This window comes from Paeniglutamicibacter sp. GQ140 (assembly GCF_059759235.1).
Genome location: NZ_JCAXDW010000001.1, coordinates 517897 through 540142, shown reverse-complemented (window position 1 = coordinate 540142; position 22246 = coordinate 517897). Strand labels below are relative to the sequence as shown.

Sequence of the window (22246 nt, the reverse complement as noted above, 5' to 3'; positions counted from 1 at the left end):
CCTTTCCTACTGCTTGTAGTTCTTGAAAACGCGGTTGAGGATGGCCATGACAACCCAGATCATGGCGCCGAAGACACCGAGCACGATCAGCAACGCATAGGTCGTCGCGACGCTGCCGGTCTGGGTCGCCGACTGGATGGCAAAGCCCAGGCCCTGCCGGGCGGAGACGAACTCCGCGACGATGGTGCCGATCAGGGACAGCACCAGGGCCGTGTTCAGGGCCGGGAGGATGTAGCTGATGGCATTGGGGATCCGGAGCTTGAAGAGCACCTGCCAGGTGTTGGCCCGCATCGACTTGAACAGGTTGAGCTGGTCCACGTTGATGTTGGTGAGGCCGACCATGGCGTTGACCAATACCGGGAAGAAGGCCATGAGCGCCGCCAGCACGACCTTGGGCAGCAATCCATAACCGAAGGACGCAATGATCAACGGGGCGATGGCGACCTTGGGGAAGGTCTGGATGATGACCAGGAACGGGTAGATGGCCTTCTGCAGCGACTCGGAGAAGACGAAGATGAAGCTGACCAAGAGCGCGGCCGCCGTCGCCACGAAAAACCCGATGAGCGTGACGTAGGCGGTGGCACCCAGGTTCTTCCATACCGCCCCGGTGGCGAACATGTCCTTCAGCGCCTTGCCGACCTCGTCGGGCGGGGCGACAACCAGCGGGGACACCCATTCCTTGTCCGTGGCGACGTTCCATAGGATGAACCCGCCGACCAGCAAGACAATGGCGATGACGCCCGCGCGGAACGACGTTGATTTCAGGGTGAGCGCCAGCCTGCACGGCAACTCGTCGGGCGACGTCGTGGTGACGGCCCCGGGCCTGTCGATCTGCTGTGTCTTCTCGAGGATGCTCATGATGCCTTCCGTTTCTGTTCCACGTCGTGGCCGGACTTGGCCTCTTCGAGGCTGAGCCGCACCGTGCGGATGAGATCGTAGAACTCTTGGCTGTTGCGGATGTCCCGGTGGCGGGGCCGCGCAAGCGGCACATCGATCACCTCGTGGACCGCGCCGGGACGCGCCTTCATGACCACGATCTGGTCGGAGAGGAACACGGCCTCGGAGATGCTGTGCGTGACGAAGACCAGGGTCTTGGGTTCGCGGGCCCAGAGGGAGAGCAACTCGTCGTTGAGGTCCTCCCGGGTGAACTCGTCCAGCGCGCCGAAGGGCTCGTCCATCAACAGCAGGTTGGGCCGGGAGATCAGGGACCTGGCGATGGCGGCGCGTTGTTCCATGCCGCCGGAGAGCTCGCGGGGGTAGTGTCCGGAGAAGTCTTCCAGGCCCATGACCTTGAGTAGCTGCTGGGCGCGGTCCCTGACCCCGGAATCGATCCGCTTGCCGGAGATCTGGATCGGCAGCAGCAGGTTGTCCATGACGCTGCGCCAGGGCAGCAGGGTGGGCTTCTGGAAGGCGACGCTGACGCCGTCCTGCGGCCCGGCCAGGGTCTTGCCGTCGATCACCACCCGACCGGAGGTGGCGGTTTCCAGTCCCGCCATGATCTTGAGCAGCGTGGACTTCCCGCACCCGCTGGGGCCGATGAGCGAGATGAACTTCCCTGCCTCGAACTCCAGGGAGGTCTCCGCCAGCGCATGGATCGTCTTGCCCGCGCGGTGGTAGCGCTTGGTGACGGACTGGATGGAGATGCTGGTGGCCTGGGTGGCCGGCAATTCCGAGAGTGCAGCAGACATTACATGACCTCCTTGTAGTAGCGGTTCCAGTTTCCCCAGAGGATGTCGGCGGTTTCCCCTTCGCTGAATCCCACGCGCCGCAGGGCGGGACCGAACACGTGGAAATCACCGGGCCCCCGGTACCACTCGGTCTTGGTGGCGGTGGCGAGTCCCGGGCCGACGCTTGCGCCTTGTTGCGTGCGGAAACTCCAGCGCCCCTTGCGCATCCACGCCAGGTAAGCGGCGTCGCCGCCCTGGTTGTCGTCGGTACCGATGCCGATGTTCTCGGCACCGATCAACTCTGCGGTCCTGGCCACCATGGTTGCCCACTCGTCGGGGGATCCGTTGTAGCCGCGGGTGATGTTGTGATAGGTAGTCAGCCCGACCATGCCGCCGCGTGCCGCAAGTTCCTTCAGGATGTATGCGGGCTTGTTGCGGGGGTGGTCAACCAGGTCCGAGCAATTGGCGTGCGTCACCGCGACGGGCCTTGAGGAGGCCTGGATGGCCTCGAAGGAGGTGCGGTTTCCGACGTGCGAGAGGTCAACGACCATGCCGACGCGGTTCATTTCCCCCACGACCTCCTCGCCGAACCGGGTCAGTCCCGCGTCCTCGGGGTCGTAGCAGCTGCCGCCGATGTCGTTCTGGATGTTGTAGGTCAGTTGGGCCACGCGCACTCCCATCCTGTGGAACATCTCGACGTAGCCGAGGCGTCCCTGGAGGAATGCGCTGTTCTGGAATCCCAGGATGATGGCCACGCGGCCCTGGGCGGCGATGGCCTCGATTTCGGCCGGCGAGGTGCCGAGCCCGGCCAGGTCGGCGTTGTCGGCGATGAGCCGGTGCCAGGTGACCAGCGAATCCATGGATTCGGTGGCGTCCTCCCAGAAGCCGCAGGTCACCGTGGCACAGCGAACGCCGCCGTCGACCAGGTCCTGCAGGCCCGCCCGGTCCAGGCGCGAACAGATCAAGCTATCCAAGTACATGCCGTTTCCTTACTTGATCGCCAGGCGGCGAGCGGTGGGTGAAGGGGTGTTGCCGGTGTGGAACCGGGAGATCTCGGTGACGTGGCTCAGGGCCAGCGTCGAGGCGTTGTAGATGGGCCACCAGAGAGCAGGGGCGACGGTGATTCCCTCCACCAGGTCGCCGTGGCTGGAAGGCCGGGTTCCCTGGATGGCACCCCGGGCAAGAAAGGTCGCCGAGTTTTCGCCCTCGACGATCTGCACTTCAACGCCGCGGCGTGCCAGGCGGTGCACGACCCCGGCGAGGAAGCGGGGGCTGGCGACATTGACCACCGAGAGCGTCACGCTCCGGGAGTGGGCCAGCAGGGATTCGATGGCGTTGCCCACGATGGAGCCGATGACAAGTGAATGCTGGTGGCGGGCATCGATCCGGTGGCCTCCGTTGGAGGTGTCCACGCCGAGCCCGTCGGGGTGTACCGGGTGCGGGGAGGCGATGACCTCCATCAGTCCGGCCACGGCCTCGGCCTTGAGCAGCACCACGACGTCGAGAAAGTTGTTGCGGGCCGCTGCCCAGGCCCCGTTGGGCACTCCCCGGTGCTGGAACACCCGCTCGCTGATGAGCGTGAGCTCGCGGCGCTTGAGCAGCAGCGGTTCGTCGCCGATTTCCTCCAGGTCGACCATGTCGTGATGGTCCTGGGCCGGGTTCATGGGATTCACCACTGGCTCATTCCGTTCTGTTGGTTCAGGATTTGCTGATTGATGGATTCCGCCCGGTCGACAAGTGCCGCCTCGACGGCGTCCGCATCATTGCGTGTTGCGGGCATGATGACGCTGAGCGCACCGACGCAATGTCCGCGCAGGAACACCGGGCTGGCCACGGCGATGATCTCGTCCCCAAGCCAGCGCGAGTGGACCCGCGAGGCGCCGCGGGTCTTGACCCGGTGCACGATTTGCCGCAGCTCCTCCTCGTTGCTGTCGATCGCTGAGGATTCGATGAGTCCTGGCGCGTGGGCGAGGAACACCTGCCCGGAGGCCGAGGTGCGCAGCGAGAAGCGCGACTCGAGCCCGCTCCGTATCTGGATGGCGCGGTCGGGTTCGACGCGGTCGATGACGATCGGGCTTTCCTTGTCGAGGACCGCGTAGGACACCGCCGCATTCACGATCTGCACCAGGTCGTTCATTTCGGCCAGCAGCAGCGAGCGGATCCGGCCGTGCGGAGAGGCGTTCCTGGCCACCACGGCGGCGTGGAAACCCACCGAGTATTTTTGGTTCTCGCCCTGGACCAGCCAGTCCGCTGCCACCCCGGTGGTCAGGTATTGGTGGGTGACGTTGCGCGACCAGCCGAGCACCCGCGCCAGCTCGGAAACCCCCACGCCGTTCTTGTAGTCGGCCACTGCGTCGATGACCTGAAGCATCTTTACTCCGGTGCTCAGCAGGTTGGTGCCGCCGGTCGCTGTCTTTTCGATGGTCATTATTTATCGCTCCATTGGACTGCGTCGATGACGGGCAGGGCATAGGTGTCGTGGCGCGGTGCCCAGTACCAGTCCGCGGCTTCCGGGCCGCCCAGTTCGTCGCGGTAGGGGGCGCCGTCGAAGATGACTCCGCGCAGGATGCGCTCGAGCCTGTCCACCGTCTTGTCCAGTCCAAACGCGAAGCCGTTGAGGAGGTGGATGAGGTGGACGGGCACCAAATAGTCGTCCTTGATGTCCATGCGCGGGATGGCGTAGGGGAGATCGGCCAGGTTCTGCACGTGGGCGACGATCTGCTCGAGCGTCGGGTCGGCGACCAGCAGGGCGCCGACGGTCTCAAAACCGGCGTCCCTGTCGATCCGGCCCAGCAGGCGCTGGATCTCGCGTGGAATGTCGAACGCAAGGTCGACGGTGCCCTCGGGGACCTCGCTCGCCGGGCCGCACCGCGGTTCCTCCGAATCCCTGGACTTGTACCAAACCCGGTTGGCTTCGTGGTCTGCGGCGAGCTGGAGATCCAGCGCCCAATCGAAGTGCTTCTCGATGTCCAGTCGCAGGGCGTCGATGGCCTGCGCGCCGTTGGCCAGCAAGCTCTCGTCAACAGCGTCGGCGAACAGGAATCCGTCGGTTGCCGTCGGATCCAGTTCCAGCATGATGGCGTGGATGGTCTCGATGGTCTCGGGGAGGAATATCCCGTTCATCGATTCCTCAAGTACGCGCAGGGGACGTGGGGAGCCGCTGGTGCGCGCGGCATCGATGAGGCGCTTGGCCGATCGGAGATCCGAGGAGATCTGTGGCCCGTTGGGGAGGGTGACATACCGCCCCACGTCTTGCTGGCGGTAGAGGATGGATCGGTTGACCAGGGTGTCGAGGCGTTCCCAGGCCGGGTCGTCGGCTGTGAGCGGCAGATCCAGCGCATGGGCAAGGGCCTTTTCGTACTGGCCAATGAGGGTGCCGATCAACTGGGGACGGTTGAAGGCAAAGAGCACCAGGCCCAGGGCCGAGCCATTTCCGATCGCGATGCCGCGGCGGATGGCCGGTGACAGGGTGGCGGCTCCATGGTTGTCGAGCCTGGCCAGGTGCTGGACCAGGTCGATGGAGAGCTCGCGCATCAGGTACGCGGAGAGCATTTGGGCGTGATAAGGGGCGCCGAGCGGATGCCCGGGACCGAGCTCCCGGAAATCCCGGGTGCCGAAGGTGCCGTTGCCGTCAAGGCCGGTGTTGCGCAAGAGGTAGCCGACCTCGGCGACGAGTTCCGTCTCAGGTTGGCTTCCTGCTGCCAGGCGCTCGCGCACGTGTTCGAAGAGGCGCACGCTTTGGTTGGCGCGGAACCAGGTGAGGGTCCCCGCCGGTGCCCGGCCGGCGTACAGCTTGGGCAGCTCGCGCCGGTTCTGTTCGATCCGCGCCGAATCCGGTTCGCCGTCCATGAGGCTGCCGAGCATGTCCCAGCTCGATCCGATGATCCTAGAGGTCCGATTGACGGAACGTGGTTCGGACACGAATCCCACGAAGGACATGGTTCCCGAGGGGGTTTTGATTCGGTACACCATGGTGCCGTTTCCGGATGCGTCGACATCGGTGCTCAGCAGCTCAATGTCCCAGCTCTCACGCACCATCTTGGCCACGAAGCTGCGCGCAGCGCTGAGCCTGTTCGGTTGGAGGGCGCCGAGCCAGCGTGGGTGCATGATCTGCTGTGGTGGTCTCGGGGGTGATGCGACGGTACTCATGAACGTCCTTGTGTGTAGGTCCAATTGCGGTGGCTGTCCTGCATGTAAGGACTCGATCCTCTGGAAAGCGACAAGAATCTAGCATTGTGATTTGGATCGCACAAGGGTTTATTTTGAATCGCGTGTGTGTGACGCGAAATCGCTGGACCGGGAGGTCTTCGCCCCGCCGCCCGGTGACTTGCAGGATTGCGGGGGAGCCGTGGCTCCAATGCCCGGTCCATGAAATTGCCGGGGTTGTCGATGTGGGTACTGGGGGCCGTACCTGCCTGGGTCCTGGCCCCGGGCCGGAATACGGTTCCACCATGCCGGGAACGGTTTCACGTGGACGTGTCGGCCGCGCACGCTAGTCTTGCACCCATGACCAACCACCAGATCACGCTCGGAGCCATCAACTTAGAGGCCGCGAACCCAGTCGCCCTCGCGAAGTTCTGGGCGGCTGTCACCGGTGCAGAAACCTCTGCCGGCGGCGACAGCGTCTACCTGCCGCCAAACGGCCCCGGAGGATTCGGGATGTTCTTCCAGCCGGAAAGCGAGCCACGGGCCAAACGCCAGGTGGCCCACTGGGACCTCACTGTCCCGTGGGGTTCCCGGGCGGCGGAGGTCGAACGCCTGATCGGGTTCGGCGCCACGCACCAGTGGGATGTCCTGGAGGAATTCCCCCACGTCCAGTGGACAACTCTCGCCGATCCGGAAGGCAACCTGTTCTGCATCGCGGAGCACCCGCCCGTGGACCAGCAGCGCGTATAGCTCCCGCGAGCCTCGCCTCAAAGCCGCTCCCAATAGTTGCCTGGATTTGGTTTCCATTGGCACGAGTTGCAGCAGACATGAGCCGATTGAAAATGTCTCGGCGTTCCTTGCAGATCGGCCCGATTGTTCTGGTTCCCGGCCGTCCCATGCCAGGCGGCTTAGGATTTCTGCCGTCGACCAGCTCGTTTGGCAAAATCGTCGAGGGCTTCCAAAATTTCGTCGGTGCGCCAGAACGGTCCAAGCTTGTGCTCGGCCTTTGATATCAGGATTCCAGCATCAACCAGGGCTTTCAGCGGTGGATAGACGTTGGGTTGCTTCACTCCGAGTTCCGAGGCTGCCGTGGCCGAGTCGATCACCGGGCGCTGGGCAACAAGATCCAGGATCCGCCAAGCGTTGCTGTTCCTGCGCGCGGTGAGCCGGCCCTTCCACGACTCCTGGATGGCCTCGATCTGCTCGACAAGCTGACGTGTGTTGGACACGGCACTGAGTGCGGCGTTCGCGAACGCCCGGACGATCGGGGTGACATCTCCAGCTCGGTACGCAGTGAGCGCCTGGTGGTAGCCCTCGATGTCGGCCAGCAGTCCGGCTGACACGGGGATGGCCACATTTCTGGTTACGCCACGGAACCGGAGGATTGACTGGGCGAGGGCTCGTCCTGTGCGGCCATTGCCGTCGGTGAACGGGTGGATCGTCTCGAACTGTGCGTGGACGACCGCCACCGAGACGAGCGTGGGGACATCAAAACGGGAGGCGAAGGCGACAACATCGTCGACTAGGCCAGGCACTCTGGTGTGGTGCGGGGCGACGAAGTCGGCGCCGACGGGGGTGTCGCTTCGAGTACCGATCCACACCGGTTCATCGCGCCATTGTCCGGCAGGGTGGATGCCTTGGTTTTCCATGAGCACGCCGTGCATCTGAAGGATGGAATCTGGCGAGATTTTCTCTGCCAGTTGCAGTGCGGCCGTCATTGCCCTGGTGTTGGCGGCGATCAATTCGGCGTTGCGGCTCGTCTTGAGTCCGAGCTCGGCGCCAAATATGGCTAGGGCGCTGGCGGTCAAGTTCTCAATTTGGGAGGACGACGCCGATTCGGATCGCAGCAGTATAGGCGCGAATTTGGCTACTTTGTGTCCAAGCTCCGCGTCAAGCCTGGTTAGCTCGTTAGTGGCTTGTTCGGCCAGCTGGAGCGCCTCGACGTCGGGTGCCGGGGTTTGATCGGCAATCATGAGAGGTACTGCCGACTCGTAGGGGCTGAACCGGGATTGTTGGTATATGCCGTGGCCAGCCGTGGCCGGCATCCAGATTTGCGGTTCCATTGTGATGCTGGGCCAATGGCCCGCACCCCGGGACTGGGAGGTATCAGTACTCATAAAGTGGCCATCCTAATTTTATGACTTGAACCAGTTAGTCATAATAGTTGCGCATGATCTTCTGAGTAACCACTACAGGAGCCGGAAGTCCGGCCCCGCGCCGAGCGCCAGGTGGCGCACTGGGACCTCACCGTCCCGTGGGGTCCCCGGGCGGCGGAGGTCGAACGCCTGATCGCGCTCGGCGCCACGTACCGGTGGGATGTCCTGGAAGAAATTTCGCACGTCCAGTGGACCACCCTCGCCGATCCGGAAGGCAACCTGTTCTGCGTGGCCGAGCACCCGCCGGCAAATGGGCAACGCTCCTGATTTCCGCGTGACACCGGGCCGGGAATGGTCCTGAAACTCCTTTTCGGGGGCCGCGATCGGTTGAACCAGTGTCTGATTGGGGTAGCCGATCCTCGCTCTGGTAAACGGATCCCGGGTGGTGCCGGCACATACCGGGCGGAAGCCGGAAAAGGGTGTTCCGCCTCACCTGTGCGGGGTGGCAGGAATACCGTTGCCGCGGGGCAGGTTGCAACAGGCAACCCACCCCAACGTTTGGAGCACTGCCGCATGGACCTGTTTTCCCCGCTCACCCTCGGTGACCTCGAACTGCCCAACCGCCTCGTGATGGCGCCGCTGACCCGCTCCCGATCCCGCGTGGACGGCGTGCCGAACGATGACGTCGTCGAGTATTACCGCCAGCGCGCCTCGATGGGGCTGATTGTGTCCGAAGGCGTCTACCCCAGCGTGACCGGGCAGGGGTTCGTCCGCCAGCCGGGCCTTGCCACCGAGGAGCAAATCGCCGGGTGGAAGCGCGTCACCGACGCGGTGCACGCCGAGGGCGGGCTCATCGTCGCGCAGGTGATGCACGCCGGCCGGGTCACGCACACCGAGACCACCGGGCAGGAACAAATCGTGGCCCCGAGCGCCATCGCGGTGGACGGCGTTTCCCGGACCTACACCGGCAAGCACGCTTACCCCGTCCCGCACGCGTTGGAGACCGGCGAGCTGCCGGGCATCATTGAGGAGTTCGTGGCCGGATCCCGCAATGCAATCGCCGCGGGGTTCGACGGCGTGGAACTTCACGGTGCCAACGGCTACCTGCTGCACGAGTTCCTCGCGCCCAGCTCCAACACCCGCACCGATGCCTACGGCGGATCGCCGGAAAACCGGGCACGCTTCGTCATCGAGGTCGTCACCGCCGTGGCCAACGCCATCGGTGCGGGCCGGACGGGCCTGCGCATTTCCCCCGAGCACAACGTCCAGAGCGCGGTGGAGAGCGATCCGGCAGATGTCGCCGCCACCTATGCGGCCCTCATCGACGGGATTGCACCCCTGGGTCTTGCCGCGCTGAGCATCCTGCACGCAGATCCCGCCGGCGAACTGGTCCAGGACCTGCGCTCGCGGTTCGGCGGGCCTGTCCTGCTGAACACCGGCTTCCAGACCGTCACCACCTACGACGACGCGGCCGCGGTGGCCGCCAACGGCTGGGGCGACGCCGTGGTGGTCGGACGCCCGGCGATCGCCAACCCCGACCTGGTGCGCCGCTGGCAGGAGGGCCTGCCGCTGAACGAACCCGACGCCTCCACCTTCTACACCGAGGGCGCTGCCGGCTACACCGACTACCCGTTCTGGGAGAACTAACCGACATGTAGCGCCGGGCCCGCGGTGCACGGCCCCGGCGACTCCGAGTAGCCGGGGCTGCCTGTCCCGGGATTCGGGGAAACTGGCGAAGATGCGAAAAAACATGAGGGGTGAACGAAATAAAACTCGTCCACCCCTCATGACATTATCTGGACTTCTTTAGGCGACCTCGACCAGGGATTCGTCGTTGAGGTCCTTGCCTCTCGTTTCGGGCGAGGCGATTGCTGCGACGAGCACAAGGGCGCAAAGCACCATCAAGTAGATATCGAAGATTCGTGGAGTGCCTTGGGAATACAACCACGTCTGCAAATAAGGTGCTGTGCCGCCCGCCAGCGCTCCGGCGATGGAATAGGGAAGGCCCATGCCCACTGCCCGCACGTGCGTGGGGAATTGCTCCGGGAAGGTCGCCGGCATGATCGCCGTTGGCGCAGATATCAGCACCATGCCGATGCCCATGTAGAAGGCAAGTCGCCAAACTTCCGGCCCGCCGTTGAGAACCAGCGTCAGGGGAATGATGAGCACGATGGCGCCGACAGCGAAGAAGTACCAATTGAATTTGCGTCCGACTCGGTCCGAGAGCCAGCCCCAGAACACCAAGCAGGCCATGAAGAACACGTTTGCGCCCGTGCTGATCCACAACACGTGTGTCGGATCCATTTTCAGCGGGCCCATGGCAAAGGCGGGAGCCATGATCGACCAGACGTAGAACATCACGGTGCCACCGGCGGCCAAACCAACGATCCGCAGGCAGGCGCGACGATGGCGCCAGATCTCCCGACCCAAGCCGCGCGTACGGGGCGCAACCAGCCCAGCAGCCTTGGCCTTCGCTGCGGCCTCCACCTTGGCGCGGAACATCGGTGTTTCATCCAGCCTGCGGCGAAGATACAGGGCATATACACCCAGCAATCCACCGAGAATGAAGGGCACTCGCCAGGCCCACTCGCGCACGGCATCGGTGCCCAGCGTCGAGGAAAGGATCGCGCCGAGCAAAGTGGCCGCGATGACACCTAGGGTGACGAAGACGAACACCGAGGATGACCACAAGCCGCGCGATTGCCGCGGGGCCATTTCCGTGACGTAGGTGAAGGAAGAGACCACTTCACCGCCGTGTCCGAGTCCTTGAAGCATGCGACCTACGAGCAAGAAAACCGCCGCGGCGGCGCCGATCATTTGGTAGTTGGGCGAAATGCCTATGAGCAGGCTGCCGCCGGCTGTGATCAGCATTGACACGGACATGGCTTGGCGGCGCCCATATTTATCGGCGAACCATCCGAAGAACAACCCGCCCAGCGGCCTCATGAAGAAGCCCGCGCCAAAGATGGCGAGCGTGCCCAGCAGGGCGGTGACAGGGTCCTTGGCGTGAAAGAACTGTCCGGCGAAGTATGCGGCAAAAATGGAATATGCGGTCCAGTCGTACCACTCGAGGGCATTTCCCACACCCACGCCCAGGATGATCTTGCGTTTTTCCTTGCGGTCCATGGCGGAACCGGGCAAGACCGGTAGTGCTGTATCAATTGTTGATTCACTCATGATGGAAACCTTTGCGAGTAGGTGTCGAAGGCGAACTAGTGACTCCGTGGAAAGGCCACGACCTTTTACTTGCACCGCTTGAGCGGGGGCATGATTTACCCCGTGCCGCGCGCATCATCGGCCTTGCGACCGTCATGGAATATTGGCGATCGTCATGGGGATGCCAGAATGTCGGAGGGGTATGATCACGCGGCGAGTTGCCGGAAAGCGGAGTCGTGGAACACCAGAGGGCTGGTCTCCTTGTTGACATGCAGGGCGTGAATCTCCAGTAGCACCACGTCGTGGTCCCCGGCGGGATGTTCGTCGAAAATGCTGCATTCAAACCACAATGAGGCATTGGGCAACAGCAGCGCGCCGGACTCCAGGCGGTGCACCTCCACGTCGGTGAATCTGGCGTTCTTGTCGCGGTTGGCCAGCTGTCGGCAAAGTGCGCCTTGGTCCTGCCCCAAAATGGAAACACCCACGCGGGTTGCCGTTCGCAAGATTGGCCATGTCCCGGAGGACTTCTGAACGGCGAACATCACCAAGGCCGGCTCAAGTGAAACGCCGACGGTGAACGACGAGGCGACGAGCGCGTGGGCGACCCCGTCGACCTCGGCCGTCATCGCGGCAACCCCCGACGGGAAATGGGCAAAGGTCTCGCGAAGGACCTGCGAGTCCAGGGACTGGGGTGTCAAGATCATTTTCTGCTCCTTGGCTGGTTCTTCCATCGGCGCAGGGGCCCGGTGGAACTTCCTGTGAGCAGTAGCCTGCCAGATGAAATCGATCCTGTATAGCCCTTTTTGAACGCTCGTCTAGATTTCAGCAATATGACGGGCCTCACAAACCCTTGTTGCGTAATCGTGGCGACCGTAGTAGCTTCGGTCACATCGTTCGGTGCCAGTGCGCCACCCGCCATGAAGGAGCAGAAGATGACACAACTAACCCAGCAGCAGACCAGTCGCCTGAGCGTTGTCCGGCAGACCGAGCGCGAAAACCTGTGGTTCCTCGGCGACTTGATCCAGCCGATCATTACAAGCGAAATGACGGATGGGCGATTCATGATGGCGCTGACCCACTCAAAACTTGCCTCGGAACCGCCGCTCCACGAACACGTCGGCGAGGACGAGATCTTTTACATCCTTGAGGGAACAGTGACGTTTTGGGCCGCCGAGGCGGACGGGCTGACGCTGGGCCCTGGCGACTGCATCCTGATGCCCAAGGACGTCCCGCACACCTTTCAGGCGAGCCCCGATGTCGAAGCCAAGTGGTTGGTCATGTCGGCACCTGGCGGACTGGAGAAATTCTTCCGTGCCGTTGCCATCCCGGCGGATTACGCGGGTCCCCAGCGGGGCTGGGAAATGGATGAAGAAACCGAGCAGCGCCTCCAGAACGCTTGCGACGATTTCAATATCACTCTCCTGGCCGAGCCGGGCGCAGTGACGGGAACGAATATCTGATGGGGCACTCGTCCGGCCAGCAACTGACCGTGGTGCGGAAGTTCTGGGATGCCCAGGCAGTTGGAGACGAGCAGTCCGCGCGTTCGGTGCTAGCCGATGGCATCGAGTGGACTGTCGTGGGCCAGCACTCCGTTCTGGCACGAACGTATCGAGGGGTGGAGGAATTCTTCGATGAACTGATCGGAACGCTCGCGGCGACGTTCGTGCCGGGCAGTGCGGTCATGGACATCCGGGGCATGTACCTCGATGTAGAGCAATCTGTGGTGGTCACGCACCTTCGGGAAACCGCAGTTACCCGTGACGGGCTGTCCTTTGACAACGACATTGTCACCATCATGACCGTCGCCGACGGTCGGATTACCCAATGCCAGGAATTCATGGATCTCCATGAGGTCCGCCGAGCGTTCGATGAGGAAACCCGACGCGCGCCCATGTCAACATTCAACGTACAAGGTTAGGCAGAGCAATGATTGAAGTAGCGGAAAACTTTTCAAGCGAAACCGCCCGGCCGGTCGCGACTTGCGCGCCCCCATCGGAGATCACTGCGGACATGGTCAAACGTGTCCACGAGATCGGTCCGTTGCTGCGCAAGAATGCGGTGGTCGCCGATGCACAGCGAGTGATGTCCGACGAATCCATCGAGGCCTTGGATTCCATCGGGGCCATGCGGATCTCTGCAATGCAGCGCTACGGAGGGTATGAGGGCGGTGCCTCGATGCTTCTTGAGGTGGCGCGAACCATCGGCTTCTACGATCCCGCGGCCGCGTGGTGCACGGTGATCTCCAATGGCTCGGTCATGCTCGCCAACCGCTATTCCGACGAGGTTCTCGACGAAGTGTTCGCCGACGGTCCGGTGCGCATGGCCTCGATCTTCGCCAGCCCCCAAGGCACCGCGACTCCCGAATCCGGGGGCTGGCGGGTCAGCGGCGAATGGCCTTTCGCGTCGAACTCCTCGCACTCCGAATGGGCCATTGGAATTCTGTTCATCGAGGATGGCACCAGCGAGACTCCGCAGGTTGGTTTTGCGCTCATGCGTCGGGGCGAATACGAGGTCAGGGACACCTGGCGCACCATTGGCATGCGGGGCTCCGGGTCGAACACCATGCACACCAAGGACCTGTGGGTGCCGCACGGCAGGGTTATCACCTTCACCCAACTGATGGGCGATGCAACTGAAAAGGACGCCCAGGCAACATTTGCCCGACGACTCACCCCGCACCTGACCATGTCGACCACCATCCAAGCTGCCTCGCTGGGCGCTGCACAGGCTGCACTGGAACACGTGACCGAGAAAGCGCAAACCCGGGGCATCACTTACACCCACTACAAGCGCCAAATCGATTCGGGTGCCTTCGTCCAGAAATTGGGCCAGGCCAGCATGAAGATCGACTCGGCACTACTGCTGCTTCAGCGCTCAGCAGTCGACATCGATGCGGCTGCAGCGGGAACGACCCCCATCCCGTTGGCGAACCGCGCCAGGCACCGGGGCGGCATCGGGCACGCGGGCCACGAGCTGGTGGATGCTGTCAACGATCTCTGCTGGCTCCACGGCACCGCTGCCTTTGCCGAGAACAGTCTGCTGGGACGGATGTGGCGGGACATCAACACGGGCACCCGGCATGCCTCGATTACCGCGCACATGGGATATGAACTCCATGGCAACGGTCTGACCGAAACCGACTACATCTCCACCAAGCTCTAGGGCGCGGCAAGGATGGGAACCTCGACGTCGCCGACCCTCGATGGACTGCGTGCGAAGACCAATGAAGCGGGCATTCGTGCCGTGCTCGGAGTCCGCTACGCGCAGCTCTCCAACAACGAGCGGTTTGCCGCCCCGGTGGCAGCGAATGGACAACTGGAAGTTGAAAGACTTGCCGGGGTTCCCGTCTTTCCCCAGCTCCCTAGTCGCTTAGCCGCCGCGATGGGCTCGGGCAGGAGGAACCCGCAGGCCGAGGACGCCTTCTTCCTGAACGTCTGGGCACCCGAGAATGCCGTGGGATTGCCCGTTCTGGTCTTCGTCCATGGCGGGGCTTGGATGAGCGGCGGCGGATCCAATGAGTGGTACGACGGCTCATTGCTCGCGGCCGAGGGGATGGTGGTCGTGACGGTGAACTACCGCATCGGCCCCTTGGCTCACCTGGCGACACCCGGAACACCGGATCTTCCGATGCAGGATCTGTTGTTGGCCCTTGCATGGGTCAGGAAAAACATCAATTCATTCGGCGGGAACCCGGACGAAGTCACCTTGGCCGGGCAATCTGCCGGCGCTTGGTACGTGCATCTACTCAGCATGGATCCGACCGCGACGGGACTCGTGCGGCGTGTTGCCCTGCTGAGCATGGCGACCCGCGAGCCATGGAGCAGGAAAAGACTGGGTACCGTGAGGGGCACTGCGGCAAGGCGGCTGCATCCCCAGACCCTCGAGAGTGCCGAGGTGGAGGATTTGCTCAAGGCAGGCGCCGGCGCGCTGCGGGAAACCGCAGGGTCTCGTCCGCTGGGTCACGCGGCATCCGGCTATCTCCCCAGCAGATCCGAGAATATCCCGGAGGATTTCCTGCGAGCCCGGTGGTGCGCGCAGAACATCCACGTGAACGACGTCCTGCTAAGTTTCACGGCACAGGAAACGGGGATGTTCTTCTTTGAATCGCCGGAGGAAAGGTCCGTGACCCATGAAGCCGTCGACGCGTGGGCGGCAACACTGGATGAATCGGATTTTCCGCCTGGCACGGTCATCCGGGGCCGATCCCAGGAACCATACGAGCGGCTCGTGGAAGTCTCGTCGTGGATTCAGTTCCAGCGGTTCCCGACGGAGTTGGCATCAGGGTACAAAGAACGGGGGCTCAATTCCAAACTAGTGCGCCTCTCGATGAAGAGCCCTCAATCCGGTGTATTGAGCGGCCATTGCTTCGACCTGCCGTATTGGTTTGGGACCTTTGATGCGTGGGCGGATGCGCCGATGCTTCAAGGCGTTGACCCCAATCAATTCGCTATTGAGTCCGTGAGATTGCGCCGCCTTTTGGCGCGTTTTGTGCAGGGCCGCCAGAATGCGTAGTGCCGTGGATAATGCGCTGTGCGTGCCATCCGGCTAATGGGCTAAGTAGGGCTCGAAGGTCAAGGAAAAGGGAACGTGCCGCGCCGCCTTTCCACGTCTTGGGCAAGGCTTCAAGGGGAAGCCCTGGATCGAGGTAGGGCAAGGTCCGCCAGTCGGTCACCATCCGGATAAAGTCGCCGAATGCTTCCCGGGAGCCCTCCTCCGTTTGCTGGACAGGTTTGCCCCAGCGGTCGAGCAGCGGCGAATACTTGTCAATGAATTCCTGGTAGTGCGCCTCCAAGGTATCCAGATCCCACCATTGGGCAACCTTGGCACGAAGTTCCTCCGGGCCAACATGGTTGGCGTGGAAAAAGTCGACAAATTGCAACAGGTCGTTGTCCTGGAGGTATTCGAGGGCCTCATCATAGACGTGACCGGGCGCAACGCAGAGGCCCGCACTAACCATGCCAAATCCCATGCGGGAGAGTCCACTGCGAATCTTGTGTCGCTGGCCGCGCTGCGTCTCCGGAACCGAAAAAGAGACCAACAACCAAGGGTCGGAAGCTCGGGCAGGGTGAGGTGAAAAGATCCGCTCGTCTCCAACGCGCATGTGCTCTTCCAACATGGCGGAAAGCGCATAGCCGGCCTCTCCATTGATCCGTTCGCTGGTGAGCACTTCCCGTTTCTTAAGCCGGGAGATAGAAGAACGAACGCTGGCCGGCTCGGCGCCCAGATCCTGTAAAAGGTGCACTATTGCGGCCACCGCGATCGGTACACCTGCCGGGCGGGCATATAGGCCAAACACTGTCAGGATGTGGCGATGATGGGCAGCCTGACCACTTTCGCCGGTCAGACGACCTGCGATGATTTCCTCTATTGCACGCATGCATTGAGCGTATCAATCAGGGGGCCGCCACAAGACGCCCACTTGCGACATGAAGCCACCTGCACGGGACGGAAAGCGGGACGTTACGTTCGGGCGACCGCCCAGGGGAACCTACGTTCAGTCCCAGGAGTCCTTAAATCCCGGCGGCAGGCAGCTGGTGATTTCCGGGCCGTGCGAGTTCAGCAGCGCGACCAGATCGGAAATCCGCTCCTCGGTCATGTAGACGCTGGGTGCCGAGACGGAGATTGAGGCGATTGGTTCTCCGCTCAGGTCGGGGATCGGGATGGCCACGCAGATGATGCCGAGTTCGTTTTCCTGGTTGTCCAGGGAGTAGCCGCGCTCGCGGATCGCCGTTAATTCCTTGTCGAAGTCCTCCACGTTCTTGATGGAGTGCTCGGTGATCGTGGCGGAGGGGTCGAAGCGGGCCAGCGCCTCCTCGCGAGGGCGCAGGGCGAGCAGCATCTTGCCCATGGCAGTGTTCTGGGCGCGCAGCCGGCCGCCTGGCCGCGAGGCCATTTCGATGCCCCGACTGCCGCGGGCCTTGGCGAGGTAGAGGACGTCGTCCGCCTCGAGGATGCCCAGGTGAGTGGTGTCGCGGGTGGCCTCGGCGATCTCCGCCAGCCGGGATTGGATTTCCTCGGGAAGGTTCAGGCTGCGCTGGGTCTGGGCGCCGAGTTCCATGAGCTTGAGGCCGAGCCGGTAGCGGTTGTCCGCCCCCAGGGAGAGGTACCGCCCGGCAACCAGGGAGGTTAGCATTCGGTGGGTCGAGGAGCGGCTCAGGCCGGCCGCGGCGGCGATGTCATCGAGGCGATCGACGCCGGCCGCCACGTGGTCCAGCAGCTCGAGGCCGCGCTCGAGGGTCTTGGCTCCGGTCGGTTTTTCCATGCCATCAGTCTTGCATGACTTCGCCTGCCACCTGCGTCAACGCAGGAACGTGTGACGGGGGTTGCATTCGCGGGTGTGATGTGGCTTATAGTTGGATTATTGAAAGTGGGACGCCATCCCTATAATAGGTATGGCAAGAATCTTTGGATTGGTGACTATGAACGAGAACAACGGTGTTCCCGCCGGCGGAACAGTGACGGCCGGCGCGCAGCCCGCCGCCACGACGCCGCGGCATGACCAGAAGAACGTCCGACGCGCCGCCTGGGCGGGCCTGGTCGGCACGGCACTTGAACAGTACGACTTCGTGATCTACGGAACCGCGTCGGCGATCATCTTCAACACGATCTTCTTCCCCAACGTCAGCCCGGCTGTGGGCATCATCGCCTCCTTCGGCGCCTATGCCGTCGGCTTCGGCGCACGCCCGCTCGGCGGGTTGTTCTTCTCCCGCTACGGCGACCGCCTGGGACGCAAGTGGGTGCTGGTCTGCACGCTGATGCTCATGGGCGTCGCCACCTTCGCGATCGGCCTGCTGCCGACATACGCCCAGGCAGGTGTCTGGGCGCCGATCCTGCTGGTGGCCTGCCGCTTCCTGCAGGGCTTCGGCGCGGGTGCCGAACAGGCCGGCGGCGTGGTGCTGCTGACCGAGCTCGCCGCTAAGGGCAAGCGCGGCCGCTTCGCTTCGCTGGTCTTCGTCGGTGCCGCCGCGGGTACCGCCATGGGCGCCGTCGTCTGGATGCTGGTGCAGCTCATGCCGCGCGAGGCCCTGCTGTCCTATGGCTGGCGCCTGGTCTTCTTCTCCTCGATCTTCGTCACCATCGCCGCCTGGCTGATCCGCCGCAATCTCAAGGAATCCCCGGTCATGGCGGAGCTCAAGGCCGAGGTCGGCATGGCCGAACGCCAGAAGACCCCCGCCGCCGACGTATTCAAGAACGGCCGCCGCGGCCTGTTCAGCGTCTTCTTCATGAACGTGGGCGCCAACGCCCACTCCTACATCTTCCAGACCTTCATGGGTTCCTACCTGATCACCTACCTCGCGGTGGATTCCACCTTCATCCCGAAGGTGCTGTTCATCGGCGCCATGTTCGCCTGCGTCTCGGCCTGGGTCGCCGGCAACCTCTCGGACAAGTTCGGCCGCCGCCCGCTCTACCTGGGCATCACCGGGTTCCTGCTGCTCTTCCCGTTCCCCGCCTTTATGCTGCTGAACACCGGCAACCTCTTCTGGATCGGCGTGGTCATCGTGCTCGGCTTCATCTTCGCAGCGCAGGGCACCGTCGGTGTGCAGGCAGCCTACTTCCCGGAGCTCTTCGGCTCCCGCTACCGCTACGCCGGCGTGGCCCTGGGACGCGAGTTCTCATCGGTCTTCGGCGGCGGCATCGCCCCGCTGATCTGCTCCGCCCTGGTCACCTGGGCCTCGGGTTCCTGGATCCCCGTGGCCATCTACATGATGTTGATGATGGCCATCACCTTCATCGCCGCACTCAAGGCCCCCGAAACCCGGGACCGCGACCTACTCACGGAAGAAGACGCCCACAAATGAGCATCCGCATCTTGATCACCGACTGCAACCACGACTCGATCGCCGTCGAGCAGGAAGTCGCCGCCGCGGCTGGCGTGGAACTGGTCCTGGCCCAGTGCCACACCGAGGACGAGGTCATCGCCGCGGCCGCCGACTTCGATGGGCTCGTGGTGCAGTACGCACCGATCACCGCACGCGTCATGGACGCCCTGCCCAGGCTCAAGGCCATCGGCCGCTATGGCGTGGGAGTCGACACCCTGGACGTGGAGGTCGCCACAGCACGCGGGATCGTGGTCTCCAACGTCCCTGACTACGGCACCGAGGACGTCTCTGACCACGCAATCTGCCTGGCCGCCACCCTGGCCCGCGGGATCACCCGCCTGGACCGCGAGCTGCGCGCCGGCCCCTTCTCCCTGGAGTCGGTCAAGCCGCTGCGCCGCATCCGCGGCCGCGTCTTCGGCGTGATCGGGCTGGGCCTGATCGGCACCGCCACCGGGCGCAAGGCCAAGGGCCTGGGCTACAAGGTCATCGGCTCGGACCCTGCCCGCGAGGTCGGCACCACCACCGAAGAGGGCATCGAGGTGCTCACCATGGACCAGGTCCTCGAGCAGGCAGATGTCATCTCCCTGCACGTGCCGCTGAATCCGCACACCCATCACCTGGTCAACGACGACTTCCTGGCCCAGGCCAAGGACGGCGCGGTGCTCATCAACACCTGCCGCGGCGGGGTCGTCGAATCCGCCGCCGTGGTCCGCGCCCTGCGGTCCGGCAAGCTCTACGGTGCCGGCCTGGACGTCTTCGAGGAAGAACCGCTTCCGATGGATTCGGACCTGCTCACCGAGCCAAACGCGGTCCTCACCCCGCACGCGGCCTGGTACTCCGAGGAGTCCTACACCGAACTGAAGTCACGCGCCCTGGGCAACGTCATCGACGTGTGCCAGGGCAAGGAACCACGCAACATCTACAACCCGGCAGCACTCGCTGTTGCCCGCTAGGAGCTCTACCGTGTCCACCCACACGACCCAGACCGGGGGAGTCTTCGACATCTCCGGTCGCACCGCAGTGATCACGGGAGCCTCCCGCGGCATCGGACTGCACATCGCCTCAGGTCTCATGCGCCAGGGCGCCAACGTGATCACCCTGCAGCGCGGCGAGCTGGCACCCGAACTCGAGCAGCTGGCCAAGGAAACCGGGCGCAGCGCACACGCGATCGCCGTGGATTTGGGCGACGAGGCCTCGGTCGCCCAGGCCGCCACGCAGGCACTGGCCCTGGGCCAGGTGGACATCCTGGTGAACAACGCAGGAACCCAGATCCGCCACGACGCGGTCGAGTTCCCGCTGGCGGACTTCGACACCGTGATGAACGTGAACACCCGCGCGGTGTTCCAGCTCTGCCAGCTCTTTGGCGCGCCGATGCTGGAACGCGGGAACGGCAAGATCATCAATCTGGCCTCGATGCTCACTTTCCAGGGCGGCCTCCGGGTTCCTGCCTACGCGGCTTCCAAGGGTGCGGTGGCGCAGCTGACCAAGGCCCTGTGTAACGAATGGGCAGGACGCGGAGTGAACGTGAACGCGGTGGCCCCCGGCTACATCGCCACCGACATGAACGAGGCGCTGCTGGCTGATGAGGCACGCAACGAACAGATCCTGGTGCGCATCCCGGCAGGGCGCTGGGGCAACCCGGATGACCTGGCCGGAGCCGTACTCTTCCTGGCCAGCGGCGCGGCCGACTACATCCACGGCACGGTCCTTCCGGTGGACGGCGGGTGGCTGTCACGATGAGCACCGAAATCAATCGCCCGGCCCCCGGCGCGCTGCTGCGCGAAACCCCGATCGTGGCGGTCCTTAGGGCCAAGCATGCCAGCGAATACGCCCCGGTCATCGACGCGCTGGTGGCAGGAGGGATAACCAGCATCGAGCTGACGCTGAGCACCGCCGGCGTCTTTGAGGAACTGCCCGCGCTGCGCGCCCGCTACGGAACCGCGGCCGACGTCGGGGTCGGCACAATCACCACGGTTGAAGAGGCCGAGGCAGCCATTGCCGGAGGCGCCGGATTCATTGTCACGCCGATCACCGACACCAAGATCGTTGCCGCCGCAGTGGCAGCGGGCATCCCGGTCTACCCGGGCGGCATGACCCCCACCGAGCTGTTCGCCGGCTGGAAGGCCGGGGCCACCGCGGTAAAGATCTTCCCCGCCTCACAGGTGGGCCCCGGGTTCCTCAAAGACCTGCGCGGTCCCTTCCCGGATATCCAGGCGGTCCCCTCCGGAGGCGTCGGCGTTGCCGAGGCCATTGAATGGATCCGTGCCGGGGCGCTCGCTGTCAGCGTGGGCGGCCCGCTGCTCGGAGACGCGTTCAAGGGCGGGAACCTGGACGATCTCACGGCACGGGCCAAGGCTCTGGTCGCAGCCGTCACGACAGCCCGGGACGAGGCCAAAGCATGAGTCAGGACAAACACACCGACGTGGTGACCCTGGGGGAGACCATGGCGTTGATGCGCGGCACCAGTGCCGGCCCGCTGGCCCACGCCTCCACACTGGGCCTGGGCGTGGGCGGCTCCGAGTCGAACTTCGCCATCGCGCTGCGCCGCCTGGGAACCGCCGTTTCCTGGATCGGACGTCTAGGAGCGGACAGCCTGGGCGACCTGGTGCAGCGCGAAATCCGCGCCGAGGACGTGAACACCGTGGTGGTCCGCGACGAGTCGGCCCCCACGGGCCTGATGATCAAGGAACGCCGCACCGAAACCCACCAAAAGGTCTGGTACTACCGCGCAGGATCCGCAGGTTCGAAGTTATGCGCAGACGACCTTCCGGAATCGTTGATCTCGAACGCCAAGCTGCTACACCTGACCGGGATCACCCCGGCGCTTTCAGCCGAGGCCGCCGACGCGGTGGACGCTGCCATCGAGATCGCCCACGCCGCTGGCGTACTGGTCTCCTTCGACCTGAACTACCGGGCGGCACTTTGGAGTGAGGAAGAGGCCGGGGTGGCCTACCGAGCCATCCTGCCCAAGATCGACGTGGTCTTTGCCGGAGACGAGGAAGCAGCCATTGCCGTGGGTCCAAGCGACGATCCCATGGAGTTGGCCCGCCGGATCGCCGAGCTGGGCCCGCGCCAGGTCATCATCAAGCTGGGGGACGCGGGAGCCGTGGCGCTGATCGACGGCAACGAATTCCGTCGGGAGGCGATCAAGGTGCCGGTGGTTGACACCGTCGGCGCAGGGGATGCGTTCGTCGCCGGTTACATCGCAGAACTGCTGAATGGCCTGGATCCGCTCCAGCGGCTGGAAACCGCGGTGCGCACCGGGGCCTTTGCCTGCATGGTCCCCGGCGACTGGGAAGGCATGCCGCGCCGCGACGAGCTCGGGATGCTCGAGCAGAGCGAACCAGTGGCCCGCTAGAAA

At 63.9% G+C, this 22246-nt stretch carries 23 protein-coding genes; 12 read left to right on the top strand and 11 right to left on the bottom strand.

Annotation, left to right across the window (positions count from 1 at the left end; all coding sequences use genetic code 11):
- Nucleotides 1-6: 6 nt before the first annotated feature.
- Genes AC6CHY_RS02455 through AC6CHY_RS02430 form a run of 6 tightly spaced genes read right to left on the bottom strand, consistent with a single transcriptional unit; the run spans nt 7 to nt 5816 of the window.
- Entirely contained in the window at nt 7-858 is an 852-nt protein-coding gene (locus tag AC6CHY_RS02455; protein ID WP_217387135.1) for an ABC transporter permease, read from the bottom strand.
- Nucleotides 855-1688: an ABC transporter ATP-binding protein gene (locus AC6CHY_RS02450; protein WP_217387136.1), complete on the bottom strand. Its 834-nt coding sequence runs from the start codon at nt 1686-1688 to the stop codon at nt 855-857. The genes AC6CHY_RS02455 and AC6CHY_RS02450 overlap by 4 nt, the downstream gene beginning before the upstream one ends.
- The gene (locus AC6CHY_RS02445) at nt 1688-2647 is read right to left on the bottom strand and encodes a dipeptidase (protein ID WP_498225308.1); all 960 of its coding nucleotides are present in this window, start codon (nt 2645-2647) and stop codon (nt 1688-1690) included. Before AC6CHY_RS02445 ends, AC6CHY_RS02450 begins: the two co-directional genes overlap by 1 nt.
- A gap of 9 nt (nt 2648-2656) precedes the next feature.
- Nucleotides 2657-3340 carry a hypothetical protein gene (locus AC6CHY_RS02440; protein ID WP_217387138.1) on the bottom strand — a complete coding sequence of 228 codons (684 nt, stop codon included), beginning with the start codon at nt 3338-3340 and terminating at the stop codon, nt 2657-2659.
- Nucleotides 3337-4095 carry an IclR family transcriptional regulator gene (locus AC6CHY_RS02435; protein WP_217387139.1) on the bottom strand — a complete coding sequence of 253 codons (759 nt, stop codon included), beginning with the start codon at nt 4093-4095 and terminating at the stop codon, nt 3337-3339. Before AC6CHY_RS02435 ends, AC6CHY_RS02440 begins: the two co-directional genes overlap by 4 nt.
- Nucleotides 4095-5816, bottom strand: a complete 1722-nt coding sequence (locus tag AC6CHY_RS02430) for a hypothetical protein (protein WP_217387140.1) — start codon at nt 5814-5816, stop codon at nt 4095-4097. Before AC6CHY_RS02430 ends, AC6CHY_RS02435 begins: the two co-directional genes overlap by 1 nt.
- A gap of 357 nt (nt 5817-6173) precedes the next feature.
- Between AC6CHY_RS02430 and AC6CHY_RS02425 the strand changes: the two genes are divergently transcribed.
- The gene (locus AC6CHY_RS02425; protein ID WP_217387141.1) at nt 6174-6563 is read left to right on the top strand and encodes a VOC family protein; all 390 of its coding nucleotides are present in this window, start codon (nt 6174-6176) and stop codon (nt 6561-6563) included.
- A 158-nt stretch (nt 6564-6721) separates the two neighbouring features.
- Here AC6CHY_RS02425 and AC6CHY_RS02420 read toward each other — a convergent pair whose 3' ends face one another.
- Nucleotides 6722-7930 (bottom strand): Fic family protein, encoded by a 1209-nt coding sequence (locus tag AC6CHY_RS02420; RefSeq protein ID WP_498225307.1) that lies wholly within the window; start codon nt 7928-7930, stop codon nt 6722-6724.
- Between the two features lie 111 nt (nt 7931-8041).
- Here AC6CHY_RS02420 and AC6CHY_RS02415 point away from each other — a divergent pair, with 111 nt between their 5' ends.
- On the top strand, nt 8042-8236 hold the full coding sequence (locus AC6CHY_RS02415) for a VOC family protein (protein WP_498225306.1): 195 nt from the start codon (nt 8042-8044) through the stop codon (nt 8234-8236).
- A 246-nt stretch (nt 8237-8482) separates the two neighbouring features.
- Entirely contained in the window at nt 8483-9556 is a 1074-nt protein-coding gene (locus tag AC6CHY_RS02410) for an alkene reductase (RefSeq protein ID WP_498225305.1), read from the top strand.
- Nucleotides 9557-9715: 159 nt separating this feature from the next.
- Here the strand turns inward: AC6CHY_RS02410 and AC6CHY_RS02405 are convergent, their stop codons facing one another.
- Together AC6CHY_RS02405 and AC6CHY_RS02400 are read right to left on the bottom strand one after the other, a co-directional pair.
- Nucleotides 9716-11086: an MFS transporter gene (locus AC6CHY_RS02405; RefSeq protein WP_498225304.1), complete on the bottom strand. Its 1371-nt coding sequence runs from the start codon at nt 11084-11086 to the stop codon at nt 9716-9718.
- A gap of 185 nt (nt 11087-11271) precedes the next feature.
- The gene (locus AC6CHY_RS02400; protein ID WP_498225303.1) at nt 11272-11769 is read right to left on the bottom strand and encodes a flavin reductase family protein; all 498 of its coding nucleotides are present in this window, start codon (nt 11767-11769) and stop codon (nt 11272-11274) included.
- Between the two features lie 228 nt (nt 11770-11997).
- Between AC6CHY_RS02400 and AC6CHY_RS02395 the strand changes: the two genes are divergently transcribed.
- From AC6CHY_RS02395 to AC6CHY_RS02380, 4 genes are all read left to right on the top strand, one after another.
- On the top strand, nt 11998-12525 hold the full coding sequence (locus AC6CHY_RS02395; protein ID WP_498225302.1) for a cupin domain-containing protein: 528 nt from the start codon (nt 11998-12000) through the stop codon (nt 12523-12525).
- On the top strand, nt 12525-12983 hold the full coding sequence (locus AC6CHY_RS02390; RefSeq protein WP_498225301.1) for a nuclear transport factor 2 family protein: 459 nt from the start codon (nt 12525-12527) through the stop codon (nt 12981-12983). Before AC6CHY_RS02395 ends, AC6CHY_RS02390 begins: the two co-directional genes overlap by 1 nt.
- A 92-nt stretch (nt 12984-13075) precedes the next feature.
- The gene (locus AC6CHY_RS02385) at nt 13076-14227 is read left to right on the top strand and encodes an acyl-CoA dehydrogenase family protein (protein ID WP_498225300.1); all 1152 of its coding nucleotides are present in this window, start codon (nt 13076-13078) and stop codon (nt 14225-14227) included.
- 12 nt (nt 14228-14239) lie between these two features.
- Nucleotides 14240-15577, top strand: a complete 1338-nt coding sequence (locus AC6CHY_RS02380; protein ID WP_498225299.1) for a carboxylesterase family protein — start codon at nt 14240-14242, stop codon at nt 15575-15577.
- Here AC6CHY_RS02380 and AC6CHY_RS02375 read toward each other — a convergent pair.
- Entirely contained in the window at nt 15513-16442 is a 930-nt protein-coding gene (locus AC6CHY_RS02375; protein WP_498225298.1) for a PaaX family transcriptional regulator, read from the bottom strand. The two genes, AC6CHY_RS02380 and AC6CHY_RS02375, sit on opposite strands and share 65 nt — an antisense overlap.
- Before the next feature lie 117 nt (nt 16443-16559).
- Nucleotides 16560-17327 carry an IclR family transcriptional regulator gene (locus AC6CHY_RS02370; RefSeq protein ID WP_498225297.1) on the bottom strand — a complete coding sequence of 256 codons (768 nt, stop codon included), beginning with the start codon at nt 17325-17327 and terminating at the stop codon, nt 16560-16562.
- Between the two features lie 157 nt (nt 17328-17484).
- Here AC6CHY_RS02370 and AC6CHY_RS02365 point away from each other — a divergent pair, with 157 nt between their 5' ends.
- The 5 genes from AC6CHY_RS02365 to AC6CHY_RS02345 are packed head-to-tail and all read left to right on the top strand — an operon-like array spanning nt 17485 to nt 22243.
- On the top strand, nt 17485-18864 hold the full coding sequence (locus AC6CHY_RS02365) for an MFS transporter (protein WP_498225296.1): 1380 nt from the start codon (nt 17485-17487) through the stop codon (nt 18862-18864).
- Nucleotides 18861-19838, top strand: a complete 978-nt coding sequence (locus AC6CHY_RS02360) for a C-terminal binding protein (protein ID WP_498225295.1) — start codon at nt 18861-18863, stop codon at nt 19836-19838. The genes AC6CHY_RS02365 and AC6CHY_RS02360 overlap by 4 nt, the downstream gene beginning before the upstream one ends.
- 10 nt (nt 19839-19848) lie before the next feature.
- Entirely contained in the window at nt 19849-20625 is a 777-nt protein-coding gene (locus AC6CHY_RS02355) for a glucose 1-dehydrogenase (RefSeq protein ID WP_498225294.1), read from the top strand.
- Nucleotides 20622-21287 carry a bifunctional 4-hydroxy-2-oxoglutarate aldolase/2-dehydro-3-deoxy-phosphogluconate aldolase gene (locus tag AC6CHY_RS02350; protein ID WP_498225293.1) on the top strand — a complete coding sequence of 222 codons (666 nt, stop codon included), beginning with the start codon at nt 20622-20624 and terminating at the stop codon, nt 21285-21287. Before AC6CHY_RS02355 ends, AC6CHY_RS02350 begins: the two co-directional genes overlap by 4 nt.
- Nucleotides 21284-22243 carry a sugar kinase gene (locus AC6CHY_RS02345; protein ID WP_498225292.1) on the top strand — a complete coding sequence of 320 codons (960 nt, stop codon included), beginning with the start codon at nt 21284-21286 and terminating at the stop codon, nt 22241-22243. Before AC6CHY_RS02350 ends, AC6CHY_RS02345 begins: the two co-directional genes overlap by 4 nt.
- Nucleotides 22244-22246 lie beyond the last annotated feature (3 nt).

Coding starts and splice junctions, on each gene's coding strand:
- AC6CHY_RS02455 (WP_217387135.1), bottom strand. CDS start 858: ATGAGCATCCTCGAGAAGACACAGCAGATCGACAGGCCCGGGGCCGTC.
- AC6CHY_RS02450 (WP_217387136.1), bottom strand. CDS start 1,688: ATGTCTGCTGCACTCTCGGAATTGCCGGCCACCCAGGCCACCAGCATC.
- AC6CHY_RS02445 (WP_498225308.1), bottom strand. CDS start 2,647: ATGTACTTGGATAGCTTGATCTGTTCGCGCCTGGACCGGGCGGGCCTG.
- AC6CHY_RS02435 (WP_217387139.1), bottom strand. CDS start 4,095: ATGACCATCGAAAAGACAGCGACCGGCGGCACCAACCTGCTGAGCACC.
- AC6CHY_RS02430 (WP_217387140.1), bottom strand. CDS start 5,816: ATGAGTACCGTCGCATCACCCCCGAGACCACCACAGCAGATCATGCAC.
- AC6CHY_RS02425 (WP_217387141.1), top strand. CDS start 6,174: ATGACCAACCACCAGATCACGCTCGGAGCCATCAACTTAGAGGCCGCG.
- AC6CHY_RS02420 (WP_498225307.1), bottom strand. CDS start 7,930: ATGAGTACTGATACCTCCCAGTCCCGGGGTGCGGGCCATTGGCCCAGC.
- AC6CHY_RS02410 (WP_498225305.1), top strand. CDS start 8,483: ATGGACCTGTTTTCCCCGCTCACCCTCGGTGACCTCGAACTGCCCAAC.
- AC6CHY_RS02405 (WP_498225304.1), bottom strand. CDS start 11,086: ATGAGTGAATCAACAATTGATACAGCACTACCGGTCTTGCCCGGTTCC.
- AC6CHY_RS02400 (WP_498225303.1), bottom strand. CDS start 11,769: ATGATCTTGACACCCCAGTCCCTGGACTCGCAGGTCCTTCGCGAGACC.
- AC6CHY_RS02395 (WP_498225302.1), top strand. CDS start 11,998: ATGACACAACTAACCCAGCAGCAGACCAGTCGCCTGAGCGTTGTCCGG.
- AC6CHY_RS02390 (WP_498225301.1), top strand. CDS start 12,525: ATGGGGCACTCGTCCGGCCAGCAACTGACCGTGGTGCGGAAGTTCTGG.
- AC6CHY_RS02385 (WP_498225300.1), top strand. CDS start 13,076: ATGGTCAAACGTGTCCACGAGATCGGTCCGTTGCTGCGCAAGAATGCG.
- AC6CHY_RS02380 (WP_498225299.1), top strand. CDS start 14,240: ATGGGAACCTCGACGTCGCCGACCCTCGATGGACTGCGTGCGAAGACC.
- AC6CHY_RS02375 (WP_498225298.1), bottom strand. CDS start 16,442: ATGCGTGCAATAGAGGAAATCATCGCAGGTCGTCTGACCGGCGAAAGT.
- AC6CHY_RS02370 (WP_498225297.1), bottom strand. CDS start 17,327: ATGGAAAAACCGACCGGAGCCAAGACCCTCGAGCGCGGCCTCGAGCTG.
- AC6CHY_RS02365 (WP_498225296.1), top strand. CDS start 17,485: ATGAACGAGAACAACGGTGTTCCCGCCGGCGGAACAGTGACGGCCGGC.
- AC6CHY_RS02360 (WP_498225295.1), top strand. CDS start 18,861: ATGAGCATCCGCATCTTGATCACCGACTGCAACCACGACTCGATCGCC.
- AC6CHY_RS02350 (WP_498225293.1), top strand. CDS start 20,622: ATGAGCACCGAAATCAATCGCCCGGCCCCCGGCGCGCTGCTGCGCGAA.
- AC6CHY_RS02345 (WP_498225292.1), top strand. CDS start 21,284: ATGAGTCAGGACAAACACACCGACGTGGTGACCCTGGGGGAGACCATG.